The sequence below is a fragment of the Syntrophaceae bacterium genome, assembly GCA_013177795.1.
Classification (GTDB): domain Bacteria; phylum Desulfobacterota; class Syntrophia; order Syntrophales; family UBA2192; genus UBA2192.
Window position 1 is genome coordinate 488,236 of record JABLXY010000001.1, and the last position, 19,119, is coordinate 507,354.

Below are 19,119 nucleotides of genomic sequence, written 5' to 3' on the forward strand. Positions count from 1 at the left end.
TGGAAACATGTTCATAGAACCTCCGCAGGGGAAAAAGCCGAAGCCCGAGCAGAACGACCCCTCGGGCAAGCCCCTGAAGTTCGTCACGCCCGAACTGCTGACCGCGATGCTCCACAAGGCGACCGTTTACCGTCCGCTGGTCGTTATCGATTGCCATATGCACATCCAGAGCGGCAACTGCGCAACCCTGCCGTTTCTCTGGAAGCAGACGGGGCCCCTCGAGGTGGTCCGTCCCGGGCGGAAGATGATAATTCCCCTGGGCATTCTGTTCAAAGACGTCATCCCCGGCACGATGCAGTACTTCGTCAGCAAGGAGGGCGAGGGCGGGCAGAACGCCACGGAGCTGCAGAAAGAGCTCTACCGGCGGCACAAGTTCCGGGACACGAACGAGGTGGCGAAGAACAGCACGTTCGCAATCGGGAAGATGTTCGCAGGAAACAGGATGAAGGATGTCATCGAAGACCTGCAAAAGGACCCGTTTTACAAGGATGTCTCCCCGCTGACGTTTTGCTGCGTCGTCCTGACCATGGACATGGAGTACGCCCACCTCGACGGCTACTACGGCATCCGGGTCTGCAATCCCATCTACGACAAAGACGACCCCGGGATGGAGAAAGACCCCGTCGACTACTGGCACCCCCTCCACGGCGGGTTCCTGAGGAAGGATGACCGCACCGGGGACAGGACCTACGTCGAGCGGGAGAAGCGCATCAAGTCCCTCGCCCAGCGCGGCGGGGACGGCAGGGCCATCGCCGGGCACGACGGCCGGCTGCCCTCCCTCGTGGGCGACGTGACAAAAGACAGATTCGACGAGCTCGAGCGCCCCTTGAAAGAGCTCGGGATACCGGGCATTTGCTTCGACGACCGTGGCCACGAGCAGCGGGTGATCGTCGATGCCCGCGTGAAGCTGCTGGGCAAGGCGGAGACAAAGAAGTACGAGCCGTGGAAAAAGCAGGTGTACAACACGGAGCTGGCGGTCATGGCCAACCCCCTGAGGCTCCTGCCCCTCTACCACTACGACCCGCGGCGCTGGCAGACGCTGGGCATGAGGGGCAACGAGTTGCCGTTTGCCCATGTTGGCACAGGAGGCCTCTTCCTGGGCTTCAAGATCTACACGGCGCAGGGCTACCGGCCCTGGGATCCCCGCCTGCCGATTCTCAAAGACTTTTACAGGCGGTGCTGCATCGGGGAGATCCCCATCGTGAACCACTGCACGCCGGGGGGCGCGCCGACCTTCGACCTGGAAAAGTATCGCGACTTCAGCCACCTCCGGGACACGCCGTACGACGAAGACCAGAAGAAGGCCTGCCCGGACCCTGTACAATACTTCAAGCGCCACTTCGTCTCGCCCGAGGCCTGGCGCGAGGTCCTCAACCGGGAGGTCGAGGGGACAAGTCTCAGGGGCCTGCGCCTGTGCCTGGCCCATTTCGGCGGCGAAGACGCGGAGGGCCCCGAGTGGGCAAAGCAGATCCTCTCGCTGATGCTGGACTACCCCAACGTGTACGCGGACCTTTCCTACTCCTTCGCCTCGGCGAAGTTCCGAGACTACTTCAAGAAAACGATCTACGGAAGCGCGGGCTTCGCGGAAACGATCAGGCACCGCATCCTCTTCGGCACGGACTGGTACCTCACCATGCTCGACGGGGTGGATTACCGGGAGTTTTTCGTGGAGGCCAAGAAATTCCTGGACGGCTTCGACACGAGCCTGTGGCTCCGGTTCACGCAGGCCAACCCCTACGCCTTTTTCAGAATTGACGGCCAGATCAGGCGGATAGCGGAAAATATTATCAAGAAAAGAAAAGACGATAGGATCAGTAAGGCTATAGGTGAGCTTAAGCAGGACGAAATCAATCAAATTCAAAAGGAAGCCGAATGGATCGAGAAGGCAAACGGGCCTTACAGGAACTACGAGGAGACGCGATGAGAGATCTTTGTGTCTACAAACGAGTCCGGCCCGCTGTGCTGACGCTGGCCGTCATGCTGTGCCTGTGTTCAACCGCTGCCGAGGGAGGCGACAAGAAGATGGAGACGCTCTACGATACCAAAGGTGCGGCGACGCTGGCGCCCCAGGTCTTCAGGACCGGCCGGGTCAACGGCTTTGCCCTGTTCCCGGTGCCTCAGGACAACACCGTGGGCACCAACGACCTGGACAACGCCATCACCCTGATCTCCTTTCCCAGGGGCAGGATCGCCTACGAGCGGCATTTCAGGAATATCTTTGACGACATCGGGGGGGGCGGCATCTACCTGCCGGTCATCGACGGGGACACGATCGGCTTCGGCCAGACACGGGTGTTTCATCTCTACAACTTCAGGACGCGAAGTCACAGGGAATACCGGATCGCATTTTCCGTCGAAAAGACGATCATCAAGATTGCCACGGCCGATGCCGCGCGGCGGCGGTTCATCTTCGAGCTCGAGGCGATGAACCCCCGCTCGGAGGACCCCTGGGACGTCGCCTTCAGCCTGCACCTGATGGATCTCAGCGGCAGGGAGCCCAAGACGTTAAAGACGATGCCCTTGCCGATCAGTTCAATCTGGGCCGCGGCCTACGGCAGGGTCTTCCTGTGGGACTTCCGCAGAGGGGAAATCTCGGTTTACGACATGAACCTCGAGCCCACCCGGCACCCGCTGGGGGACGCTATCGCTCGGAACAGAGGCAGCCTGAGTTTTACACGTTTGGAGGCCCACCCTTTTCTGCCCTTCGCCATACTCTATGGAGGCAAGTACGCAGAGACCATACTGATCTGGGGAGCAGGCAGGGACAACTCACCCCGTGCGCTTGTGGACAACGGTACACACTTCTCCTTCTCCCCCGACGGCAAGTGGGTGACGTTCATGAAGAAAGAATTCTCTCCCCGGAGGGAGCTGACCTACCTCATGCCCGTCTCGGAGAGGTACCCCTATTTCCTGGGGACGCCGATCCAGCTGGCGGTCAATTCCTTCGACATCGGGTATTTCGCCTGGACGAAGAACCCCGTGAGCTTTGTGGGTTCGGGCTTGAGAGAGCTCTACCGCTGGGAACTGACCAACGAGGCGCACCCTGAGAGCGACCGGGCCACCTTCCATGACTACATCGTGGAGCGGGACCTCGAGCGCCTCGCCCGGGACAAGAAGCAGGGCCTGGGAAAAGAGAAGTGAGGGGGCAATGAAAAGGGGGGCGGAAGTGAAATCTTCCGCCCCCCGAGGATCAATCACCGGATCACCCGCAGGTCTTCAGGGCCTTGACGGCCGGCAGTTCCTTGCCCTCGAGCAGCTCCAGGAAGGCGCCGCCCCCCGTGGAGATGTAGGACATGTTGTCCCGCTCGCCCGCCTTGTCGATGGCCACGTCAGTGTCCCCGCCCCCGACGATGGAGAGCGCGTAGGAGTTGGCGACGCTGTGGGCCAGCGCCGAGGTGCCCCGGCTGAAGGCGTCGATCTCGAAGACGCCCATGGGCCCGTTCCACACGATGGTCTTCGCGTTGCTGAGGGCCTCCGTGAACAGGGTGATCGTGGCGGGCCCGATGTCGAGCCCCATCCACTGCGGGTTGATCTCCTGCACGGGGACGATCTTGGTCTCCGCATCAGCCTCCCGGCTCTCGGCGATGACGCAGTCGACGGGCAGGTAGACCTTCACGCCGAGCTTCTTTGCGTTTTCCAGGACCTCGCGGGCCTTGTCGATGAGCTCGGGCTCGACGATGGACTTCCCGACCTCAAAGCCCTGCGCCTTGAGGAAGGTGAAGGCCATGCCTCCGCCGATGATGATCTTGTTGACCCGCTTGATCAGGTTGGCCAGGGCCTCGAGCTTGCCCGAGACCTTCGAGCCCCCGACGATGGCCACGAGCGGCCTGGCGGGCTTTTCGAGGGCCTTGCTGAAGTAGGTGAGCTCCTTCTTCATGAGGAACCCCGCCCCGCACTCCTTGACGTACTTTGTCACGCCCACATTGGAGGCATGGCTGCGGTGGGCGTTGCCGAAGGCGTCGTCGATGTAGACGTCGGCGAGGCTTGCCAGCTCCTTGGCGAACTCGTCGTCGTTCTTCTCCTCCCGGGGGTCGAAGCGGAGGTTTTCCAGCATGACTACGTCGCCCGGCTTCATGGCGTCGACGGTCTTGCGCACCTCGGGCCCTACGACCTCCTTCGTGAGGGTCACGTTCTTTCCGAGCAGCCGCGAGAGGCGCTTGGCCACGGGGGCCAGGCTCATCTTCTCGACGACCTTGCCCTTCGGCCTTCCGAGATGGGAGGCGATGATGACCTTGGCGTTTTCGTCGAGGGCGTAGTTGATGGTTGGCAGGACGGAGCGGATGCGCGTGTCATCGGTGATGTTCTGGTTGGCATCGAGGGGGACGTTGAAGTCGAACCGGAACAGCACCCGTTTCCCCTTGAGATCCATCTCATCGATATACTTCATGCTTTCACCTCTCCCGCTATCGTTGAGGGGCGCCTTTGCCCCCTTTGGCTCAGGGTCCGGGGCCGTTCATGTATAGCCCAGCCGTCCCTTGAAATCAAGGGCCTTTTGCTCTCTTTTGTATTGAAAAAAACGGCAGGAAATGATATCAGGCGGCGGGCTCGAAAGAGATGGAAATGTCGGATTTTCGACCACACCAGAGACAGGGAGAGACAGAGACATGGGACTGACGGAAGACAGAATCAAGGCATTCGAAGCGAAACGGGAACAACTCATGCAACAGGGCGGCGAGGCCGCCATCAAGAAGCAGCACGAATCGGGCAAGATGACGGCCCGCGAGCGCCTGCTCAAGCTCTATGACGCGGGCACGTTCCATGAAGTGCAGCTCTTCGTCGAGAAGCGATCCACCCTGTTCGGGCTCGGCGACAAGCAGATCAACGCCGACGCCGTCGTCTGCGGCTTCGGCAACGTCAACGGGCGCACCGTCTTCGCCGCCGCCCAGGACTTCACAAGCGCCGGCGGCAGCCTCGGGGAGATGCACGCCCGAAAGATCTGGAAGGTCATGGACATGGCCAAGGACGCCAAGAAGCCCTTCATCGCACTCAACGACTCCGGCGGCGCCCGAATCCAGGAAGGCGTGCCCGCCCTGGAGGGCTACGGCGGGATCTTCTACCGCAACTCGATCTGCTCGGGGTACATCCCCCAGATCACGGCCATCATGGGACCCACGGCGGGGGGCGCCGTCTACTCGCCGGCCCTGACGGACTGGGTCTTCATGGTCAAAGGCACGAGCTACATGTACATCACGGGCCCCGACGTCATCAAGGCCGTCATCGGCGAGGAAGTCACCCACGACGAGCTGGGCGGCCCCATGGCCCACGCCTCCAAGAGCGGCGTGTGCCACTTCGTCGCCGAGAACGACGCGGACTGCATCGCGCAGATCCAGACCCTGCTGGGCTACCTGCCCGACAACTGCCACGAGATGCCCCCGGTTGTCTCCAGCACCGACACCCCGGACCGCGACTGCCCGGAGCTCGACAAGATCATCCCCGACCGTGCCACCCGCGGCTACGACATGAAGAAGGTCGTGGCGGCCGTGGCCGACAACGGCGTTTTCTTCGAGCCCCACGCCAACTGGGCGAAGAACATGTTCGTCTGCTTCATCCGCATCATGGGGCAGACCGTGGGCGTCATCGCCAACAACCCGCAGTTCGGCGGCGGGGTCCTCGACGTCAACGCCTCCGACAAGGCCTCGCGATTCATCCGGTTCTGCGACGCCTTCAATATCCCGCTGCTGACCTTCGCCGACGTGCCCGGCTACATGCCCGGCACGCACCAGGAGTGGAACGGCATCATCAGCCACGGGGCGAAGCTCCTGCACGCTTACTCCGAGGCCACGGTGCCCAAGTTCACCGTCGTGACCCGCAAGGATTACGGCGGGGCCTACATCGGGATGTGCAGCAAGCAGCTGGGCGCCGACTACGTGATGGCCTGGCCCTCGGCCGAGATCGCCGTCATGGGCGCCGCAGGGGCCTGCAACATCATCTACCGCCGCGAGATCGCCACGGCCCCGGACCCCGAGGCCAAGCGGGCCGAGCTGATCGCCGCCTACGAGGAGCAGTTCAACAACCCCTACTTCGCGGCCAAGATGGGCATCATCGAGGAGATCATCGCCCCCCGCGAGACGCGCAAGCGCATCGTGGCCCTGCTCGAGGCCTACAAGGACAAGGAGCAGAGCCTGCCCGACAAGAAGCACAACAACATCCCGCTGTAACCTGCTGAAGACGCCAGACAGAAACGGGGGAGCCGGCATCGGCTCCCCCGTTCCCGTTTCACCCGCCGTGAAGGCGCCGGATCAGTACCGGGCGCTCCACTTTTCCCCCGCGGGGTACCACGAGGCACTCCCGTTCGTCAGGGTTCTCGCCGCGGGGTTGACGGTGGCCTTGTAGGTCCCGTTCAGGTTCTGTCTCTTCAGCACGACCTCGTTGGTCGCCTTGTTCCAGGACTGCAGGGTGATGACGTCCTGGGCCTGGGAGCCGTTGGTGTGGCGCCATTTCGCGTCGAACACGTTGGTCCCCGCCCGGCGCGTCCACGTACCGCTCCAGCCGCAGCACTCCTGCACCTGCCAGACCGAGCCGAGCGAGAGGAGATCGGCGGTCGTGGCGCCGGCCGTGCGCCCCGTGAGACTCCCGACAGGGCCCTTGGGGTCGTCTGCGGGGTTCACGGGGGGCGTCTGCATCCGCGCCCCCATGGGGGTCTTGGTATCCTGGGCGGTTTGTGCCGCCGCAAGGGTGCCGCTCAAGAGGATCGTCAGGACGGTCAACACGGAAATCATCACTCGAGCTCTCATGCATACCTCCTCAAAATGGTTGGGTACGAACACTCCGGTGGAATCCGCCGCCGCAGACGTTAAGTCCATTCAAATCCTAGGCCACTTCGTCCGCGCCGACCCTCGCCAGGGTGACGACGGCAAAGGCCGCGACCCCTTCCCCGCGGCCGATGAAGCCCATCTTCTCGTTCGTCTTGGCCTTCACGCTGACGCGCGAGGGCTCCGTACCGAGTACCTTGGCGATGTTTCGCCGCATTTCCTCGACGAACGGGGCGAGTTTCGGCATCTCCAGGACGACCGTGGAGTCCACGTTGTTGACGGCATAGCCGCGGTGAACGGCCATCTCCGCGGCACGCTTGAGGATGACGAGGCTGGAGATGCCCTTGAGGCGCGGGTCGGTGTCCGGGAAGTGCCTGCCGATGTCGCCCTCCCCCAGGGCCCCGATGATGGCGTCGACGACGGCATGGATCAGGACGTCGGCATCGGAGTGACCCAGCAGGCCCCTGTCATGGCCGATCTCCACGCCGCCGATGAGCAGGCGGCGCCCCTCGGCGAAGCGATGACTGTCATAGCCGAACCCCACTCTCATGCAGGCACCACCCTTTCTGACCCGCCCGAAACCGTCCGCTCTTTTTAACTCCCGATCTTCCGGGCTTCATGAATGAAAAGCCCGATGACGCGCAAGCGGCGCTTCATCGGGTTGACTGTACCTTCAGACAACCGGCCGCGCGGCGAGAAGCGCCTCCGCGATCACCAGGTCCTCGGGGGTCGTGATCTTGATGTTCCTGTAGTCCCCCGGGATCATTCGAACCGGAATCCCCAGGCGCTCGACGAGAGACGTGTCATCGGTGCCCCGGATGCCGTCGCGCACCGCCTCCCGGTGCGCCCGGTCGAGGATGGAGCGTCGAAAGGCCTGGGGGGTCTGCGTGAGCCACAGGGCGCTGCGGTCGCAGGTCCTCAAGACGCGGCCGTCCGTGGCCACTTCCTTCACGGTGTCCTTCACGGGCACCCCGACCGTCACGGCGCCTCCCTCGGCGGCCTCCCGGATGCACCGCTCGACCAGTTCGACGGTGATCAGGGGCCGCACGGCATCGTGGACGATCACGATCTCCGCATCACCGTCGAGGGCATCGAGACCGGCCCGGACGGAGTCCTGGCGTTCGCGCCCCCCGGCGACGACGGAGGCCACTTTCTTCAGGTTCCAGGGGTCGATCACCTCGCCCCGCACCGACGCCGCGTCCTGGGGCGGCACGACGACGTACAGCCCGTCCACGCCGGGGCACGCCTCGAGCACCTGCAGGGTGTGCACCAAGACAGGCTTGCCGGCAAGTTGAAGATACTGCTTGGAGACCTCCCGGTTCATCCGGCTTCCCGAACCCGCCGCCGGGACGATCGCAACCGTCTTCATCCGCTTCCCCCCCGGAACGCATGCCCTCCGTGGCGCACAAGGAAAAGCCCGGGGCCCTTGCGGGCGCCCGGGCTTCGTCGACGTGAATCACAACGCCTCGACGTTGTGGTATTTCTTGTCGGGGACAACGGCCTTGAGCTCCGTGAAGATCATCCGACCTGCCGTGGTCTGCAGGACGCTGGTCACGATGACCTCGAGGGTCTCGCCCAGGTGACGGCTGGCATGATCGACGATGACCATCGTGCCGTCGTCGAGATAGGCGACCCCCTGGCCGGGCTCCTTGCCTTCCTTGATCACCTTGACGACCATGAGCTCGCCGGGCAGCACGACAGGCTTCAGGGCGTTGGCCAGCTCGTTGACATTCAGGATCTTGATGCCCTGCAGCTCCGCCACCTTGTTGAGGTTGAAGTCGTTGGTGATGATCTTGCCGTTCATCTTCTTCGCGAGGGCGATGAGCTTGCCGTCCACGCCCTTGATCTTCGGGAACTCGTGATCGACGATCTCGATGCTGATGCCCGGGTTCTTCTGTATCCGGTTGAGAATGTCGAGACCCCGCCGTCCCCTCGACCGTTTCATGGAATCGGATGAATCGGCGATGTGCTGGAGCTCGTCCAGGACGAACCGCGGCACGACAAGGGTCCCTTCCATGAACCCCGTGTCGCAGATGTCGGCGATGCGGCCGTCGATGATGACGCTCGTGTCGAGAATGCGGTAATCCGACCCCCCCCGGAGCCCCTTGAAGGGGCCGAAGGCGGGCAGCGAGATCTCCTCGCTCTTCTTCGAACCGATGACGAGACCCAGATAGCCCAGGATGCTGGCCATGAGGGCGTAGATCAGGAACGCCAGTTCCTGCTGTTCCATGACGGTGAAGAACCGCAGCCCGTAGGACATCAGGATGGCGATCAGGAGCCCGATGATGGTCCCGACGACACCCCCCAGGATGATGCGAAGCGAGAATCGCCTGATGATCTGCTCGATCTGGATGACGATGACAGCGGCAATAAAGCCCAGGAAAAGACCGATAATGGATAATTGGTATGAAGCCAGATACTTCAAGGCAATAAAATATCCACTGATCGAGCAGATGCCGATGAGCAGTGAACGAATCAGCAAACGAAAATACCCCCTTTCTACGAATTTGCGTGACAGGATTTCAAAGAACGCGCTGTCGTGACCATGCAAAAAAGCTCAGGAGAAACCGACCCGTCAGGTCCCGATCCGCCATGCCCTGACGGTGCGGGGAACATAGTCCACCCGACCGCAGGCACACTGGATGCGGGCAGCCGGAACCCGGCGCTTCGACTTCTCAGAGCTTTCTGGGCAACGCGGCAGGGAGCGCCGTCGCTCACTGCAGCGGGAACATCGCGTTGATCTCGGCCTCGACCTTGGCTTCCGCCGCGCGGCTCGCGATGGAGATCTCCTTGATGAGCAGATGCTTCGCCGTGTCCATCATCTTCCTCTCGCCGAAGGACAGGTCCTTCCCGTGCTTGAGGATGAACAGGTCTCTCAAAACCTTGGCGATCTCATAGACGGAGCCCGTCTTGATCTTCTCCAGGTATTCCCGGTAGCGCTTGTTCCAGGCCTGCTTGTCGATCGTGACATCGCGGGCCCGCAGGATCTCGTAGATTTTCGGGATCTCCTTGGACGAGATGAGCTGGCGCATCCCGATGGCCTGCGCCGTGTCGGTCGGAATCATGATCTTCATCCCGTTCCCCAGGATCTTCATCACGTAGAACTTCTGCCATGTTCCCATGATCTCCCGGTCTTCGATCGCTTCGATCACTCCGACTCCCTGCGCTGGATAAACGGCCAATTCCCCTATTTTGAACATCTCCCCATTACCACCTCTCGCGAATTCCCCTCTATGACAGACCACTAGCCTGTGAAGCATAAATGAATTCGCTTGAAAAGTCAATGGAAATTGCTCAAACGGCGATGGCTGCAGGGCTCCCGCGCGGGCCTTCGCGCCATTTCAGCGCATGATTCCGGCAGGTTACGGAATCGGGCGGCACGATGCACACAAGCGGTCGTCGCCTGCTCGGCCGACGTGCCGGCCCTCAAATGAAACTCTGGCGGATCCTGTCCAGATCGCGCTCGAGCCTGCCCGGTTCTTCCCGCTGATAACGCTCGACGGCCTGCTTGAGCTGCCGGTAGGTGCCGAGATCGGAAAGATCGCCGAGGGCCCTGTAGATTCCCCGGCGCCTCCCCAGTCGGAAGACAAGCCGGTCCGTCTCGGAGAGTTCGAAGTACCGGTCGATGGTTCCCAGCAACTTCTCCTTGTCCTCGGGCAGCTTGCCCTCCAGCTCCTCCAGCAGATTGAGGATGTGATCACTGACGATGCGGCTCTGGATCCCGTTGAGGCACTCGATGAACAACCTGATTTCCTTGAGGATTTCATCGTCCCCGATGGGGGTGAACTCCCCCGCGGCCATCGCGTCGTGCAGGGGCGTCCCCCGCCTGACCGAGAGGGTGCGCAGCCGGATGTGGTCCGGGTTGATCTCGTTGAGGACCCGGGCCGTCTCGACGGCATGCTCCCGCGACCACCGGCTGCCACCGAGACCCGGCATGACGTACTCGCAAAGCGAGATGCCCGCCTCCACGATCCGCTTTCCCCCCTTGATGTGTTCCTCCGCCGTTGCCCCCTTGCGGATGAACCGGAGCACCTCGTCGCAGCCCGATTCGAGCCCGACGTGGATCCGCACAAGGCCGGCCTCCCGGATCCGCCGGAGCTCATCCACCGATTTGTGGGAGGCCGTCCGCGACCGGCAGTAGGAGGTGATGCGCTCGATCCCGGGGAACCGCTCCCGGAGATAACGCAGCACCTCGACGAGATCGTCGGTCTTCATGATGAGCGAGTCGGCGTCCTGGAGAAAGACGGTCTTGCCCCCGAAATAGAGCCACGCCGCCACGTGACGGTAGGTGTCGCTGAACGCGCCCTCGTTGCCGAAAATATAGGAGACGACGGTGTCGTTGACCCTGCCACCCTGCCCCAGCTTCCAGGACAGCTCCCCGATCGCATCGGCCAGGGCGCGCACGGCATCGATATCCTGCTTGATCTCCTCGACGGGACGCAGCTCGAAGCGGCAGCCCTTGTAGGTGTGGCAGAAGGCGCACTTGTTCCAGGGGCAGTTGCGGGTCGGCCGGATGAGGAGGCTGCGGGCCTCGCTGGGCGGCCGTATGGGCCCCTGCTCGAAACAGACGTTCATACTCATGGGTTTAAACTTCGTCTTTCCGGTTTCTCAATCGGTAAACATATCACAAATAAATAATAAGCACGGCACCGCACCCCGTCAATGCAGCGGGCGGCGCTCATTCCCGAACCCCGTTGCCTTGAGCCCGGTCTCACGGCAGGAAAAACAGGGGGTTCCTGGCCTTGTTTTTCTCGCGGATTTCAAAATACAGGTAGGACTCACCCCCCGGTTCCTGGGGCGGGCCGACGGAGGCGATCTTTTCGCCTTTCCTGATCTTCTCGTCCCTTTTCGCCACCGTGTTCTTCAGGTAGGCATAGACGGTCGTGTAATTCTCGTCGTGCTTGACGATCACGGTCTCGCCGTACCCCTTGACGGTGGATGCGTAGATGACCGTGCCGGCCGCCGCCGCCTGCACCGGGGCGTTCTCCTTCGCGGCGATCTTGATGCCGTTGTACTTCATCCCGCTGGGCTGGATCCCGAAGCGGGTGATCACGGGACCCCGCAGGGGCCAGGCGAAACGGCCCTTGTCGACCTTGATCTGCCCCTGCGTCTCCTCGGCCTTGGGGGCCGGCTCCGGCTTCTTCGCCGCAGGCGTGACCGCTGGGCGGTCCTTTAGCGCAGCGTCAGGCGTCTTGACCGGCGGTGCAGGTGCCGGCGGCTGCATCGCCACCTGGGTTTTGCCGGACGAGGAGACCGCGGCGTCGGCCTTTTCCTGGGGTTTGGGCTGAGCCTTTTCCGGGGGTCTTGCCGGCGGGCCCGGGCTCCGCTCCGGCCTGGGCGCCGGGGCCCGGTCCGTGATGCTCTCCTCCCTGATCTTGCCTTTCCCCGCGGCCGCGGCAGAGCCGGCCGAGGACACCGTCGCAGAGCCTGCGGCGTGTCCGTTATCCGGCTGCGCCGGTGCCGTCCTCTCCGGGGCCCTGGCCACGGGGGGCTTGGCCTCCGCCGGCCTGGCCGGCGGCAGATCGATGACCTCGGGGGCATCGGGAATGAAGACGACGCTCCCCGCGCTGATGCGGGATGCATCGGTGATGTTGTTGATCTCGGCGAGTTCCTGGAGATCGACGTTGTAGGCCTTCGAGATCCGCCACAGCGTCTCGCCGGGCTTGACCCGATGGTAGACACCGCGCATCCGCTCGGATGATTTCACGCTGCTGCGGTCGACGAGCTGGACGGAGCAGGAAAGAAGGGCGGCGCTCAGAACGGCCGCCAGGAAGGTCTTCAGTATGTCCGGGATGGATTTCATCAAATCGTTTGCGATCCCTCTTGCCCTCTGAACCTCTTCGATTATTGCTGCTCCATCTTCCAGCCGTGCTCGCCGATCAGGCTCACGAACCGGCATCCCCCGAGATCTTCCTTCTTAACGTCATCGGGGTCCTCGGAGAGCCGCGTCAGCTTGATCAGGCTCTGCGTGTAGCGGCCACCGACGGGGATCACGAGGCGTCCCCCGACGGCGAGCTGCTCCACCAGCGTACGCGGGATCGAGGGCGCCCCCGCGGAGACGAGGATGGCGTCGAACGGGGCCTCCTCGCGCCAGCCGTACGTCCCGTCCCCGACACGGATCACCACGTTGTAGTAGTGCAGCGACTCGAGCAGCTTCCGCGCTTTCTGGGCCAGCGTGGCGATCCGCTCGATCGTGAACACGCGGTCCGCCAGCTCGGCGAGGATCGCCGCCTGGTAGCCCGACCCGGTGCCGAGTTCCAACACCTTTTCGCGCCCCGTGAGCTCGAGGGCCTCCGTCATGAGCGCCACGATGTAGGGCTGCGAGATGGTCTGTTTTTCACCGATGGGAAGCGGGTTGTCGTTATAGGCCTGGTCGATGAGCCCCTCGTCGACAAAGAGGTGGCGGGGGATTTTCTCCATGGCCCGCAGGACGCGCTCGTCCCGGATGCCGCGGGAGCGGATCTGGGTATCGACCATTCTCTTGCGCTGTTTTTCGTAACGATCCATCCGGAATGCCGCACCGCGCGGGGCTGTCAAAAAGACAGAGGGCAAGGGGCCGAGAACGGATGGGTTGGATAAGCCGGAAGCCTGCGTGAGGCTGCTGGCGCATCCGACCCTCTCACCTTCTCACCCCCTCACCCTCCCGTTCCTATGCTCAAAGGAGTCCGCCACACAGGCCCTTCAGAGGTACTTCCTCTTCGGGGGTATCCGGTATGTCTCCTCGACCGCCTTGTGGCGGCGGAACCCCATGGCCTCTCGGGTCACGATGAGGTAGTAGTAGCGCAGCTGCGCGTACTCCCGGGCCCGGTTGTACCTCCGGATCTCCCCGTTGATCTCCGCCAGGGCCTCGATGCCGGGGTTTGAGCCGGCCGTCCGGATGCTCTCGACGATCAGCCGGTCGATCCTCTCCATTTCGGAGAGAGCCGCCTGCAGCGCCTCACCGGCCCGGCCGAGAACCTCGGCCCTTTCCTTCAGTATCTCTTCCTGGGTTTTCTCCCAGGCCGACTTCGGCATGCAACGATAAAATCCCGCTTTTTCACTGACTTTTTATCATTTCGATCCCCCCTTTGCAACCGAAAAGGTCCCTTTGACCGGCGTTTCCTTTTCCAGTATGATGGGCCGGCTTCAGGCGATCCATGGGCCTGCCGGAACCTGCGAGCCGAGACCTGACGCACGAAAGGATGCCATGCAAACCCTGCTGACAAACGTGATGTCCCGGGCCGTCCGCGAGGCCTACCGCCGGGGCGAGGACGACGAGACGCTCAACCCCCTGGTCCTCGTCGATCCGTCGGGAAAGCCCGTGGGAAGGATCGGGAAAGGCGATGCGGTCATCTTCTACAACATCCGCGGCGAGCGCGAGGTGGAGCTCTCGCGAAGCCTCGCCGAGGAGGGATTCCACGAGTTCCCCACGGCAGGCCCCCTCGGACTGCACTACACGACGATGATCGAGTATTCCAGGGATCTCCGGGTCGACGTGGCCTTCCCGCCCGAAGAGGACCTGGAGGACACCCTGAGCGAGGTCCTCTCCCGCAACGGCATCCGGCAGGTCAAGATCACCGAGGCGGAGAAGGCCTTCCACGTGACCTACTTCCTCAACGGCAAGCGAGAAGCCCCCTACCCCGGCGAGGACCGCATCGTGATCCCCACCCGGAAGGACGTGCGGCTCTTCGACGAGGCGCCGGAGATGTCGGTTAGGGAAGTGGCCGAGGCCACGGTCCGCGAGATCCGGGAAGACCGTCACGATTTCATCCTCTCGAACTTCGCCAACGTCGACGTCGTCGGACACATCGAGAACGAGGCCGCCGTGATGCGCGCCGTCGAGGCCGTCGACCGCGCCCTGGGTCTCGTCATCGCCGAGGCCCGCAGGGCGGGCGTCACGGTTCTCGTCACCGCAGACCACGGCACCGTGGAGCGCTGGCTCTACCCCGACGGCGCCGTCGATACGGGGCACACCTCGAGCCCCGTGCCCTTCGTGCTCATCGGCCCGGGCGAACCGCTGCCGCTGCGCCGGGAGGGCGAACTCATCGACGTGGCCCCCACGATCCTTCAGCTCTTCGGGATCGACGCGCCGGGACGCATGGAGGGCAGATCCCTGCTGCTGGCCGGGCCGGCGGCGCCCTGCCGCAGGCTCGTTGTCATCATCCTCGACGGCTGGGGCTACAACCCCGAAACCCGGGGAAACCTCATCGCGAAGGCCGCCACCCCCGTCATGGACGGCCTGCTTGCCTCCCTGCCCTTCGCAACGCTTGCCGCATCGGGCGAGGCCGTGGGGCTTCCGCCCGGCACGGTGGGCAATTCCGAGGCCGGCCACCTGCACATCGGGGCGGGCCGGCGCGTGTGGTCCGACCGCCTGAAGATCGACCGGGCCATCGAAAGCGGGGCCTTCTTCGAAAACGACGCGTTCCTGCGCACCATGCGCGGAGCCCGCAGTCGCGGCAAGGCCCTTCACCTCATGGGCATCGTCTCGTTCTTCAGCTCCCACGGCATGATGAACCATCTCATCGCGCTGATGGAGATGGCAAGGAGGGAACGGGTTGCCGAGATGTACATCCACGCCATGCTGGGGAGACGCGGCGAGCTGCCCGAGAGCGGGGCCAACTACGTCAAGCAGATCGAGGACAAGTGCGTTGAGCTCGGCCTGGGCCGGGTGGTCAGCGTGATCGGCCGCTACTGGTCCATGGACCGCGAGGAGAACTGGGACCGCATCGAGAAGACCTACCGGATGCTCGTCTACGGTGAGGGCCATGCCGTCAGGGACGGGGTCTAGGGTCAGGGAAACCATGCAGGGGGATCGGTCATGGAAGTGAAGATCGGCAAATCGACGCTGTCGATCGTCGAGGGGGACATCACGAAGGAGGAAACCGACGCCATCGTGAACGCGGCCAACTCGGGCCTGCGCGGGGGCGGCGGCGTGGACGGGGCGATCCACCGTGCCGGGGGTCCTGCCATCATGCAGGAGTGCCGGGCGATCGGCCACTGCCCCACGGGGCAGGCGGTGATCACGACGGGCGGGAATCTCAAGGCCCGGTACGTCATCCACGCCGTGGGTCCCGTGTGGAGCGGCGGGACCCGGAATGAGGCGGCTCTGCTGAGGAGCGCCTACCTCGAGAGCCTGAAGCTCGCTGCGAGGAAGGGATTGAAGAGCGTCTCTTTCCCGGCCATCAGCGCGGGCGCCTACGGCTACCCGCTGAACGAAGCCGCCCGCATCGCCCTCGAGACGGCCGCCGACTTCCTGAAAGGGCACCCGGAGATCGAACAGGTCCGCTTCGTGCTCTTCGGGAAGACCACCTACGACGTCTTCGCGGAGGAACTCGGGAAACTGGGCTGACCCGGCCGCGGGGCCGCCCGGCGCGTCACGACGGTTTCTTCCTGAACAGGTCTTCGAGGCGGCTGCGGGCGTCTTCCTTCTTTCCGGCCTGCCCGCGCCGGTCCGCATCGTCGATGAAAACGAAGAAATCGCAGAAATTGCTCCTCCTCTTGTCCACCACGCGCTCGGCCTGGGGCTCGCGGCAGTCATTGTAGGCCCCCGGGCTGTAAAAGCTGCAGTTCAGGCAGACGTGAAGGTCCGCCCCGCAGCGCGGGCAGGTCTCCCGGCGACCCACCGTCCCGTCGATCCGTATCTCCCCCGCGCACGCGTGACACCGTTTCATGCGGCGTCCCCCCCTTTCGGCCGCCGGAGCATCTTGTCGACTTCCACGGCGGCAATGACGGAGAGGGATATCGCCGTGATCGCCAGCCACTCGGGCCCGGAGATCGGCTCCGTCGTCAGCAGCCACTGCAAGGGCTTCGCGTAGATGGCGGCCACGTGCGCCATCAGGGAGGCGGCAAGCCCGTATGCCAGGTAGGGGTTGGTGAAAAACCCGATCTGGAAGATCGACCTCGTCTCGGACCGGCTGTTCCATGCCTGGAAGAACTGGAAGAAGACCATGGTGGTCATGGCGATGGTCCGCGCCCTCTCGAGCGACATCCCCGACTCGAGCGACCAGGAGAAGGTGACGACGACCCCCAGCGAAATGAGCAGTCCCACGATGACGGTCCGCTGCACGAGCATCTTCGACATGATGCCCTCGGACGGCTCCAGGGGGGGCCGGCGGACCACGTCACGGTCCCCCGGCTCGAACGTCAGCGCGATGACCTGGAAGCCGTTGGTCACGAGGTTGATCCAGAGCAGCTGCGACGCCGTGTAGGGAATGGGGATCCCCATGAGGATGCATCCGAGGATAGAGCCGATGGCCGCCACGCCCGTGGGGATCAGGAAGAAGACGACCTTCCGGATGTTGTCGAAGACGACGCGGCCCTCCCGAACGGCATGGAAGATGGCCGCGAAGTTGTCGTCGGTGACGACCATGTCCGAGGCCTCCTTCGCCACGTCCGTCCCCTTGCGTCCCATGGCAACCCCGAGATGGGCCGCCCTGAGGGCAGGCGCGTCGTTCACGCCGTCGCCCGTGACGGCCACGATCTCCCCGTGATCCATCAGCTGCCTGACGATCCGCAGCTTGTGATGGGGTGCGACCCTGGCGTAGACGGAAACCGTCTTCACCCGGTCAAAGAGGTCCTCGTCCGTCATCTTCTCGATTTCGCTGCCCGTGACGACCCGGTTGCCCGTCGTGTCGATCCCGACCATTCTCGCGATCGCCAGGGCCGTCGTCGGGTGGTCCCCCGTGATCATGACGACCCGGATGCCCGCACGCCGGCAGTCCCGGACGGCCTCCACCGCCTCCTCGCGCGGCGGGTCGATCATGGCCTGGATGCCGGCCAGCGTCAGGTCGTGCTGCACGTCTTCGTGCCTCAGCTCGGCCAGATCGTCGGGGGCCTGCTTGTAGGCCATCGCCAGCACGCGCATCCCCTCGGATGCGAAGCGGTCCGAAATTTTCAGGATTTCCTCCGTGCGCAGGCCGTCCCGCTCCATGCAGGTGACACAGAGCTCGAGGACCTTCTCGACGGCGCCCTTGACGAAGATGTACTTCTCGTCACCGTACCGGTGCAGGGTCGCCATGTAGCCCCGCTCCGACTCGAAGGGGACGATGCCGATCTGCGGGTACCGGTACCGTTCCTGCTCGGGCTCCAGCCCCGCCTTCATGGCCGACACGATCAGGGCCCCCTCGGTCGGGTCGCCGTTGACCCGCCAGACCCCCTCGTCCTCGTAGAGGCTCGACTCGTTGCACAGCAGCCCCACACGGAAGCACATGGCCAGGTGCTCGCGCTCGCTTTCCGGCTTTGGGATCCAGTCGTGGAGGATCTCTCCCCTGGGCTCGTACCCCGTGCCCGTGAGTTCGAAGTGGCGCACCCCGTCGAAGACGACCTTTACGGTCATCTCGTTCTTCGTGAGGGTTCCGGTCTTGTCCGTGCAGATGACCGTCGTGCTTCCCAGGGTCTCGACGGCCGGCAGTTTCCGCAGGATCGCGTTTCGCGCCGCCATGCGCTGCACCCCGACGGCCAGCGCGATGGTCAGCACCACGGGCAGGCCCTCAGGGATCGTCGCCACGGCCGCCGCCACGACGGTCATGAACATCCCGCGGACGGGCTCGCCGAGGGCGATGCCGACGGCGAAAAGACCCGCCGAGGCCGCCAGCACGTACAGGCCGATCCGGTTGGAGAAGCGGGCGAATTTCTCCTGCAGCGGCGCGCGGGCGGCCTTGGTCTCCCGGATCTCGTGGGCGATGCCTCCCAGCACCGTCCGGGCCCCGGTCTCGACGACGACGCCCATGCCCCGGCCGTTCACGACGACGGTGCCCATAAAGGCGATGTTGCGCTGGTCGCCCGGCGTGAGGTTCTCCTCCGGGATCGCGTCGGCGGTCTTCTCCGCGGGGACGGACTCCCCCGTCAGCAGCGACTCGTCGATCCGCACCTCGATGGCCGTCGCAAGCCGGATGTCGGCGGGAACCTTTGCGCCCGACGCGAGAAGGACGATGTCGCCCGGCACGAGCCTGTCGCTCGAGATCTCCCTCTCGCGGCCCTCCCGCACGACACGCGCCTGCGGCACGATCATCTTCTGCAGGGCGCGCACGCTCTCCTCGGCCCGGCTCTCCTGGACGAACCCGATGACGGCGTTGAACAGCAGGACGGCCGCGATGACGATCGTGTCCTTGTACTCGGCCAGGGCGAAGGTCACGGCCGCGGCGATGAGGAGGATGTAGATCAGGGGACTGGCAAACTGGCGCAGCAGGATGACGACGCGGCTGACCCGCTTCGCCTCGGGCAAACGGTTGGGACCGTAGGACTCGAGCCTGTCGGCCGCCGTCTTTTCGTGCAGCCCAGCCGGCCCCGTGCCGAGCTCCTGAAACACCTCATCCGCAGTCTTGCGATACCAGGCCGTTGCAGCCATGCAGTCTCCTTCCGCTGAAAAGGGTTGAGCCACCGCGAACGT

At 63.9% G+C, this 19,119-nt stretch carries 17 protein-coding genes; 5 read left to right on the forward strand and 12 right to left on the reverse strand.

Features of this window, described 5'->3' with window-relative positions; genetic code table 11:
- The first annotated feature begins 7 nt into the window (after positions 1-7).
- Positions 8-1,924 (forward strand): amidohydrolase family protein, encoded by a 1,917-nt coding sequence (locus HPY67_02235; protein NPV03530.1) that lies wholly within the window; start codon positions 8-10, stop codon positions 1,922-1,924.
- Positions 1,921-3,141: a hypothetical protein gene (locus tag HPY67_02240; protein NPV03531.1), complete on the forward strand. Its 1,221-nt coding sequence runs from the start codon at positions 1,921-1,923 to the stop codon at positions 3,139-3,141. The genes HPY67_02235 and HPY67_02240 overlap by 4 nt, the downstream gene beginning before the upstream one ends.
- A gap of 61 nt (positions 3,142-3,202) precedes the next feature.
- Here HPY67_02240 and HPY67_02245 read toward each other — a convergent pair whose 3' ends face one another.
- Positions 3,203-4,387: a phosphoglycerate kinase gene (locus HPY67_02245; protein ID NPV03532.1), complete on the reverse strand. Its 1,185-nt coding sequence runs from the start codon at positions 4,385-4,387 to the stop codon at positions 3,203-3,205.
- Between the two features lie 217 nt (positions 4,388-4,604).
- Between HPY67_02245 and HPY67_02250 the strand changes: the two genes are divergently transcribed.
- Positions 4,605-6,158, forward strand: a complete 1,554-nt coding sequence (locus HPY67_02250) for a methylmalonyl-CoA carboxyltransferase (protein NPV03533.1) — start codon at positions 4,605-4,607, stop codon at positions 6,156-6,158.
- 81 nt (positions 6,159-6,239) lie between these two features.
- Here the strand turns inward: HPY67_02250 and HPY67_02255 are convergent, their stop codons facing one another.
- The 9 genes from HPY67_02255 to HPY67_02295 form a co-directional block, all read right to left on the reverse strand.
- Positions 6,240-6,734: a hypothetical protein gene (locus tag HPY67_02255; protein ID NPV03534.1), complete on the reverse strand. Its 495-nt coding sequence runs from the start codon at positions 6,732-6,734 to the stop codon at positions 6,240-6,242.
- A 76-nt stretch (positions 6,735-6,810) separates the two neighbouring features.
- On the reverse strand, positions 6,811-7,302 hold the full coding sequence (locus HPY67_02260) for a 2-C-methyl-D-erythritol 2,4-cyclodiphosphate synthase (protein ID NPV03535.1): 492 nt from the start codon (positions 7,300-7,302) through the stop codon (positions 6,811-6,813).
- A 123-nt stretch (positions 7,303-7,425) separates the two neighbouring features.
- On the reverse strand, positions 7,426-8,121 hold the full coding sequence (gene ispD / locus HPY67_02265) for a 2-C-methyl-D-erythritol 4-phosphate cytidylyltransferase (protein NPV03536.1): 696 nt from the start codon (positions 8,119-8,121) through the stop codon (positions 7,426-7,428).
- A gap of 87 nt (positions 8,122-8,208) precedes the next feature.
- Positions 8,209-9,234, reverse strand: a complete 1,026-nt coding sequence (locus HPY67_02270) for a TRAM domain-containing protein (protein NPV03537.1) — start codon at positions 9,232-9,234, stop codon at positions 8,209-8,211.
- A gap of 232 nt (positions 9,235-9,466) precedes the next feature.
- Positions 9,467-9,952, reverse strand: coding sequence for a CarD family transcriptional regulator (locus HPY67_02275; GenBank protein ID NPV03538.1), 486 nt, complete (start codon positions 9,950-9,952; stop codon positions 9,467-9,469).
- A 226-nt stretch (positions 9,953-10,178) separates the two neighbouring features.
- The gene (locus tag HPY67_02280) at positions 10,179-11,327 is read right to left on the reverse strand and encodes a radical SAM protein (GenBank protein ID NPV03539.1); all 1,149 of its coding nucleotides are present in this window, start codon (positions 11,325-11,327) and stop codon (positions 10,179-10,181) included.
- 136 nt (positions 11,328-11,463) lie between these two features.
- Positions 11,464-12,555, reverse strand: a complete 1,092-nt coding sequence (locus tag HPY67_02285; GenBank protein NPV03540.1) for a peptidoglycan DD-metalloendopeptidase family protein — start codon at positions 12,553-12,555, stop codon at positions 11,464-11,466.
- A gap of 41 nt (positions 12,556-12,596) precedes the next feature.
- A complete protein-coding gene (locus HPY67_02290; protein ID NPV03541.1) occupies positions 12,597-13,259 on the reverse strand; it encodes a protein-L-isoaspartate(D-aspartate) O-methyltransferase in 663 nt (220 codons plus the stop codon).
- Positions 13,260-13,433: 174 nt separating this feature from the next.
- On the reverse strand, positions 13,434-13,766 hold the full coding sequence (locus HPY67_02295) for a hypothetical protein (GenBank protein ID NPV03542.1): 333 nt from the start codon (positions 13,764-13,766) through the stop codon (positions 13,434-13,436).
- Between the two features lie 172 nt (positions 13,767-13,938).
- Between HPY67_02295 and HPY67_02300 the strand changes: the two genes are divergently transcribed.
- Both HPY67_02300 and HPY67_02305 read left to right on the forward strand, forming a co-directional pair.
- Positions 13,939-15,519 carry a phosphoglycerate mutase (2,3-diphosphoglycerate-independent) gene (locus HPY67_02300; GenBank protein NPV03543.1) on the forward strand — a complete coding sequence of 527 codons (1,581 nt, stop codon included), beginning with the start codon at positions 13,939-13,941 and terminating at the stop codon, positions 15,517-15,519.
- 30 nt (positions 15,520-15,549) lie between these two features.
- Entirely contained in the window at positions 15,550-16,080 is a 531-nt protein-coding gene (locus HPY67_02305; GenBank protein NPV03544.1) for an O-acetyl-ADP-ribose deacetylase, read from the forward strand.
- Positions 16,081-16,105: 25 nt separating this feature from the next.
- Here the strand turns inward: HPY67_02305 and HPY67_02310 are convergent, their stop codons facing one another.
- Positions 16,106-16,402: a hypothetical protein gene (locus tag HPY67_02310; protein ID NPV03545.1), complete on the reverse strand. Its 297-nt coding sequence runs from the start codon at positions 16,400-16,402 to the stop codon at positions 16,106-16,108.
- A complete protein-coding gene (locus HPY67_02315; GenBank protein ID NPV03546.1) occupies positions 16,399-19,077 on the reverse strand; it encodes an HAD-IC family P-type ATPase in 2,679 nt (892 codons plus the stop codon). Before HPY67_02315 ends, HPY67_02310 begins: the two co-directional genes overlap by 4 nt.
- Positions 19,078-19,119: the final 42 nt, after the last annotated feature.

Coding starts and splice junctions, on each gene's coding strand:
- HPY67_02240 (NPV03531.1), top strand. CDS start 1,921: ATGAGAGATCTTTGTGTCTACAAACGAGTCCGGCCCGCTGTGCTGACG.
- ispD (NPV03536.1), bottom strand. CDS start 8,121: ATGAAGACGGTTGCGATCGTCCCGGCGGCGGGTTCGGGAAGCCGGATG.
- HPY67_02255 (NPV03534.1), bottom strand. CDS start 6,734: ATGAGAGCTCGAGTGATGATTTCCGTGTTGACCGTCCTGACGATCCTC.
- HPY67_02315 (NPV03546.1), bottom strand. CDS start 19,077: ATGGCTGCAACGGCCTGGTATCGCAAGACTGCGGATGAGGTGTTTCAG.
- HPY67_02295 (NPV03542.1), bottom strand. CDS start 13,766: ATGCCGAAGTCGGCCTGGGAGAAAACCCAGGAAGAGATACTGAAGGAA.
- HPY67_02305 (NPV03544.1), top strand. CDS start 15,550: ATGGAAGTGAAGATCGGCAAATCGACGCTGTCGATCGTCGAGGGGGAC.
- HPY67_02310 (NPV03545.1), bottom strand. CDS start 16,402: ATGAAACGGTGTCACGCGTGCGCGGGGGAGATACGGATCGACGGGACG.
- HPY67_02245 (NPV03532.1), bottom strand. CDS start 4,387: ATGAAGTATATCGATGAGATGGATCTCAAGGGGAAACGGGTGCTGTTC.
- HPY67_02235 (NPV03530.1), top strand. CDS start 8: ATGTTCATAGAACCTCCGCAGGGGAAAAAGCCGAAGCCCGAGCAGAAC.
- HPY67_02285 (NPV03540.1), bottom strand. CDS start 12,555: ATGAAATCCATCCCGGACATACTGAAGACCTTCCTGGCGGCCGTTCTG.
- HPY67_02250 (NPV03533.1), top strand. CDS start 4,605: ATGGGACTGACGGAAGACAGAATCAAGGCATTCGAAGCGAAACGGGAA.
- HPY67_02280 (NPV03539.1), bottom strand. CDS start 11,327: ATGAACGTCTGTTTCGAGCAGGGGCCCATACGGCCGCCCAGCGAGGCC.
- HPY67_02290 (NPV03541.1), bottom strand. CDS start 13,259: ATGGATCGTTACGAAAAACAGCGCAAGAGAATGGTCGATACCCAGATC.
- HPY67_02260 (NPV03535.1), bottom strand. CDS start 7,302: ATGAGAGTGGGGTTCGGCTATGACAGTCATCGCTTCGCCGAGGGGCGC.
- HPY67_02300 (NPV03543.1), top strand. CDS start 13,939: ATGCAAACCCTGCTGACAAACGTGATGTCCCGGGCCGTCCGCGAGGCC.
- HPY67_02275 (NPV03538.1), bottom strand. CDS start 9,952: ATGTTCAAAATAGGGGAATTGGCCGTTTATCCAGCGCAGGGAGTCGGA.